General features: G+C 72.2%; 6 protein-coding genes and 1 pseudogene. 2 read left to right on the forward strand and 5 right to left on the reverse strand.

Translation table 11 applies throughout. From position 1 onward, the window contains the following. Window positions 1-776, forward strand: a 776-nt coding sequence (ypfJ, locus tag NS220_RS12890; protein WP_058624452.1) for a KPN_02809 family neutral zinc metallopeptidase, incomplete at its 5' end; no start/stop codon positions are given. 191 nt (window positions 777-967) lie between these two features. Here ypfJ and NS220_RS19375 read toward each other — a convergent pair. The 5 genes from NS220_RS19375 to NS220_RS20185 form a co-directional block, all read right to left on the reverse strand. Then, window positions 968-1,546 carry a copper resistance CopC family protein gene (locus tag NS220_RS19375; protein ID WP_058624453.1) on the reverse strand — a complete coding sequence of 193 codons (579 nt, stop codon included), beginning with the start codon at window positions 1,544-1,546 and terminating at the stop codon, window positions 968-970. 2 nt (window positions 1,547-1,548) lie between these two features. Then, on the reverse strand, window positions 1,549-2,295 hold the full coding sequence (locus NS220_RS12900; protein WP_058624454.1) for a YcnI family copper-binding membrane protein: 747 nt from the start codon (window positions 2,293-2,295) through the stop codon (window positions 1,549-1,551). Between the two features lie 66 nt (window positions 2,296-2,361). After that, the gene (locus NS220_RS12905; protein ID WP_058624455.1) at window positions 2,362-2,964 is read right to left on the reverse strand and encodes a hypothetical protein; all 603 of its coding nucleotides are present in this window, start codon (window positions 2,962-2,964) and stop codon (window positions 2,362-2,364) included. Between the two features lie 231 nt (window positions 2,965-3,195). Then, on the reverse strand, window positions 3,196-4,440 hold the full coding sequence (locus tag NS220_RS12910; protein ID WP_058624456.1) for a wax ester/triacylglycerol synthase domain-containing protein: 1,245 nt from the start codon (window positions 4,438-4,440) through the stop codon (window positions 3,196-3,198). A 78-nt stretch (window positions 4,441-4,518) separates the two neighbouring features. After that, window positions 4,519-4,665 carry a hypothetical protein gene (locus NS220_RS20185; RefSeq protein ID WP_193755364.1) on the reverse strand — a complete coding sequence of 49 codons (147 nt, stop codon included), beginning with the start codon at window positions 4,663-4,665 and terminating at the stop codon, window positions 4,519-4,521. Window positions 4,666-4,980: 315 nt separating this feature from the next. Between NS220_RS20185 and NS220_RS12920 the strand changes: the two are divergent. After that, window positions 4,981-5,247: pseudogene (locus NS220_RS12920) on the forward strand (DNA-binding protein); the annotation flags it as partial.

Here is a 5,247-nt window from a genome sequence, read left to right on the forward strand (position 1 = left end):
CCGTCGTGGTGCTGCTCATCTCGCTGTTCACCAACACCGACCTGACCGGGCTGATCGGCGGCGGGACCGGCGGGGGCCCGCAGAGCGGCGGGGAAGCCATCGCGAACTGCGAAACCGGGGCCGACGCGAACAGCGACGACTCGTGCCGACTGGCGGCGGCATCCCTCAACATCGATCAGTTCTGGCAGGAACGCCTCGACGGCTACCGCGAACCGCAGCTGATCATCGTCGATCAGTCGACCGGCACCTCGTGCGGCACGGCCTCGAACGCGACCGGCCCGTTCTACTGCCCGCCCGACGAGACGGTCTACGTCGATCCGACGTTCTTCGCGATCCTGCGCGAGCAGTACGACACCACCGCGGGGCCCCTCGCGCAGCTTTACGTGCTCGCGCACGAATACGGCCATCACGTGCAGAACCTCACCGGGGTCATGGAGCAGTACCCGAACAACGGCACCGGCCCCGACAGCAACGGCGTGCGCACGGAACTGCAGGCGGACTGCTTCGCCGGCGCTTGGGTCGCGGCCGCCGGCGATCAGGTCGACGAGGACGGCACGCCCTACCTGCAGCCGCCGACGGCGCAGCAGGTCAACGATGCGCTTGCCGCCGCCGCCGCGGTCGGTGACGACCACATCCAGGCGGAGTCCGGTCGCGGCATCAACCCCGAGAGCTGGACGCACGGCTCGAGCGAACAACGCCGGCGCTGGTTCGACGCCGGACGCGAGGGCGGCGTGAACGCCTGCGACACGTTCGCGGTAGCGGGGCAGGACCTGTAGGCCGCGGCATCCTGCTCGTCGCGTTCCGGCGGAGTTCCCGGGTGAAACGCCGGTTCAGGATGCCGTGAACCGGCGTGTCCGCGGCCGACTCCGCGCGGCGGCACGCGCCACCCGGAAGACCTTGCCGCGGGACGCACCGACCGTGGCGCCCCCACCCCACCTCCGCGGGACGGCGGCGCCACGGCGGCGCGTCACTCCTCGCGCGGACGCGTCCGGAGGATGATCACGACGACGACGCCCACGAGAACCACGACGCCTCCGCCGACGAGGAGCCCGAGCGTGAGGCCCGACAGGCCGCCGGTCGGAGCCGTGTCGGGCGACGCCGAGGGAGCCTCCCCCGCACTGACGGCCGCCGCGCAGGGGGACTGCTCGGCCCCCGCCGACGTACCGGCGGCCGTGGACGTGAACGAGAACGACCCCGAGATGGGGTGCCCGTCCGACGAGATGGCCCGCCACTCCACCTGATACTCACCGGCGGCCCCGAGCGCGACCGGGGCCGTGAGTGTCGGCCCGGACAGGTCGACGCAGTCCGTCTCGTAGTGGCGTCCGTCCGGCCCGAGCACGATGACGATGTTGCCCCCGTCGTACCCGAGCAGGTTGGCGCTGAAGTCGAGCGACACCTCCGACAGCGACGACACGGTCGCACCCGAGGAGGGCGACGTCGACTCGAGGCTGTCGTGCGCCGAAGCGGCCTGGGCTCCGCCGAGCACGGCGCCCAGGGCGATCGCCGCGATCACCGCGGTGCGCGCGAGGGCGTTCGACCGGCGCACGCTCAGCCGCGCTTCGGACGGCGGGCGAACGCGAGGGCTCCGAGCACGGCCCCGATCGCGCCCACGACGAGCGCGGCGATGCTGAGACCGAGAGCGGCACCCGAAGAGTCCGACGTCGAACCGGATGCCATGGCATCCCCGTCGTGCTCCGTCGATGACGGGGCGGCCGAGGCCGCGCCGTGGCTGTGCTCCCCGGTCGGCGGAGTGTCGTTGACGTAGAGCACGGGCGCGGGCTCGAGCGAGGAGTCGGCCGCGACCTGATCCGGGGTCGCCGCCCAGTCGACGACGGACCCGTCGGAGTAGGTCTGCTGCGCGGGCAGCACGAGGTGGCCGACGTCGGGCACGGGGCCGAGCACGGCCGAGAAGATCTGGAACTGGTCCTGGCCGATTCCGACGCCGGGGTCGGCCTGCCAGACGATCTTCAAGGGAGCGTCGCTGATGGTGTTGCCCTCCACCTGCACGGGCGCGGGCAGCGCGCCCTTCTCGACGGTGGCGGTCCAGCCGGGAACCGGCTGCACGAGGACGGCGCTCAGCGGGGTGTCGGTGGGCAGGGTGACTTCGAGCTTGACGGTGGAGGCCGTCTCCGACTCGGTCGGAACGCGGAAGTTGACCGTTGCGTAGCTGCCCGGGGTGGCGGTGTTCGGGTTGACGGTGACGTGAGCGGATGCCGCGAGGGGCACGCCGATCGCGAGCACGGCGCCCGCGGCGAGACCCACGAGGGCGCGGCGGAGGAAGGGAGTACGAGACATGGTGCTGCTTTCTGCGAAGGCGCGCGCGAGCGACTCGCGTCGCGCGAGGGTGAGAGTGTCGAGGAATCACGCCGCGAGCGGCGGACCTCGATGCCTCATCACCGACAGCACGGTCATCGCCGTCGTCAGCAGGAGCGGCTCGGGCGCGGTGCGAACGTCGTCCGTCTGCGGGGTGAGCCCACGGAAGGGGCGCAGCACGGCGAGCGCCGCGTGGAAGAACTGCGCGATGACCCGAACGGCGTGTTCGCCTCGACCGAGCGCGAGGATCGTGACGACCGCGGCGAAGGCGTGGGCCGCCCACATCCAGGGCGAGTGCGAGCCGTGCGCGACAAGCGCGTGGCTCGATCCGGTGGCATCGAGCAGCGCCGCGGGCGCCCCGTGATGCCCTCCCGCTGCGGCGACGCCGTCTCCGCGCAGATCGAGGGCCAGGATGCCGTGGAACACGGCCTGGCTGAGCACCACAGCGAGCGACAGACGCCACCACGACGCCGTGCGTCCGGCCAGCAGCACGCAGACCGGTGCCGCCAGACAGAGAGCGAGGGCGATGTTCAGCGCGGGAGGGAGCTCGGCGCCCACCGAGGCGTGCGAGACGGTCGCGATGAAGGTCGCGACGGCGGCCGCGGCGATCCCTCGACCGACGCGTTGCGCGCGCCCCGCTCTCGACGACATGCGACTCCTCCCGCGCCCAGCCTAGGTGGACCGGTCGACCCCGGGGCGGCAACTGCAACGGCGTCGAAAGACGTCGGGAGCGGGCGGAGCCGCCCGTCCTGCCCCCGCGGACACGGCTGTGCGGTCACGCGGAGTCGCGTCGCAGACCGCCGGCACCGGATGCCGATACCCGGTCTTCGGCCCACGGGCTCCGCGCGACGGTACCCGTCACCCGCTTCGCGAGGCCCTCACTCACGCGCGCAGCGCCTCCCAGGCGTCGTGCGCGGCGTCGGCGAGGAGCTCGACGTCGGGGACCGCACCCGGATCGACGCAGAAACCGATGCCGAGCCAGCGATCGTTCGAGATCGCGGCGACGCGCAGCGCGTGGCGGGGACCGGGCTCCGACGACGTGTAGACGTGCGCGACGCGACGGCCCCCGACCGACACCGCCACCCGGGGGCCCGGGACGTTCGACACGGCGAGCGCGAACTCGCGCGGGTCGTCCACGAGACCGCGAAGCGCCGCCGCCAGGGGTCCGGCCGCGGCGAGGGCATGGAACAGCTCGTCGAGTCCTCGCGCATCGTGGCCGTGCTTGCGCACGCGGGTGTCGGCGCTGATCAGGTCGAGCCGCCGCAGGTCGTCGCCCTCGTGCAGGTGCAGGCCGACATCGACGAACGAATCGCGGTTTCCGGATGCCCCGGCGTCCTCGCCGCGTTCGTGCAGACTCACCGGCACCTGGGCGTTCAGCCGCGGAACGTGACCGTGGTGCACCAGACGGCGCCGAAGCGCGCCCGCGATCACGGCGAGCAAGACGTCGTTGACCGTCGCGTGCTCGGGACGGGAGCGCCCGACCGCGCGGGCCTCGTCCAGCGGCACATCGACGAAGGCGAGAGCGCGGCGCGCGGTGATCGGGCGGTCGAACGGGGAGTGCGAGCCCGGGTGACCGAGCTCGCGGGCCAGGGTCAGCGGCATCCGTTCCCATTCGCTCCATCGGGAGGGTCGGGCTTCGGGATCGCGGATGCCGACCTCGTGCGCCGGGGCGTCGTGCGGTTCGAGCACGACCGACTCGAGGAAGCGCACCGCGGTGAGCCCGTCGGCGACGGCATGGTGGAGGCGTATCGCGAGGGCTTCGCGCCCGTCCGAGAGCGGACCGATGAGGTCGATCGTCCACAGAGGGCGTGAGCGATCCAGCGGTTCGGACATGAGTTGTCCGACGGCGGCGCGCAGCGCCCCGGGGTCAGCGGCGGGACGCTGACGAACGTGGTGGGCGAGATCGACCTCGCCGGCGTCGACCCACGCGGGGCGGCCGTCCTCATCGACCACGATGTGCCGGCCGCGAGGGAAGGCCGGAAGCCGGGCGGCGACGCTCGCGCGCACCGTTTCGAGGTCGAGGGCCTCACCCGGCTCGAGGACCAGCAGCTTCAGCGCGTGCCCGTGGACGACGTCGGACTCCAGCGCCAGGATGCGTGCATCTGCGGCCGACAATGGCTCCCCCATGCGCCTACGGTAGCGGGCGGCGACACCGCACCCGGCCGCGCCTCCGAGACGCCGGGTGGGGCGGAGAGATGCCGTCGCTCAGTTCTCGAAGGGGTCGACGGCGTTCCATGCCCGCCCCAGCCCCACCTTCCGGCGGATGGCAATGAGGCTCTCACTGGCCGAGTACCGTTTGCCGCGCTTCGCGCCGGTGGCCACCAGCAAGCCGGCCGTGTCGAAGATCGTCATCGGCCCGTGAGGCCCGCACCGGAATCGACCGACGGACTCACCACGCCCTCGCGGTCGTCGACCAGGCGACGCCGCCGATCCTTCCGGTGAGACCGCGCCCGTCCGGCCACGCGAACAGCAGCACGACGGTGGCCGCGGCGGCCGAGTTCGAGGCCCTCGGGCGCTGACCCTCGCCGCGGCCCCGTGCACACGCGTCGGGACGGCACCGGACGACGGCGAGAGCGCCCCCGATGCGGAACCCCCCATCATCACGGTCTGGCGACCATGCCATGAACGTCGAGCGCGTCAGATTGCGCATGACCCTCAGTGCGCGTAATGTCGCGCGCCGTGACTGAAGAAAGTCGCGAGCCCGGCGTGGAGACGCCGATGGCCAAGCGCATCCTCATCGGCGAGCCTCTGACGTCGGAAAAACTCGACGAGCAGCTCCTGCCCAAGAAGATGGCGCTGCCGATCTTCGCCTCCGACGCCCTCTCCTCCGTGGCCTACGCCCCGCAGGAGCTGCTGATGATCCTGCTCATCGGTGGAACGGCCCTGTTGACGCTCAGTCCGTGGGTCGCCGTGGCCGTCGTGGTGCTGCTCATC

Source organism: Microbacterium testaceum (genome assembly GCF_001476655.1).
GTDB lineage: Bacteria > Actinomycetota > Actinomycetes > Actinomycetales > Microbacteriaceae > Microbacterium > Microbacterium testaceum_C.

Excerpts from the sequence above, each read along its gene's own strand:
- NS220_RS12900 (WP_058624454.1), bottom strand. The coding sequence starts at position 2,295 with ATGTCTCGTACTCCCTTCCTCCGCCGCGCCCTCGTGGGTCTCGCCGCG.
- NS220_RS12905 (WP_058624455.1), bottom strand. The coding sequence starts at position 2,964 with ATGTCGTCGAGAGCGGGGCGCGCGCAACGCGTCGGTCGAGGGATCGCC.
- NS220_RS12910 (WP_058624456.1), bottom strand. The coding sequence starts at position 4,440 with ATGGGGGAGCCATTGTCGGCCGCAGATGCACGCATCCTGGCGCTGGAG.
- NS220_RS20185 (WP_193755364.1), bottom strand. The coding sequence starts at position 4,665 with ATGACGATCTTCGACACGGCCGGCTTGCTGGTGGCCACCGGCGCGAAG.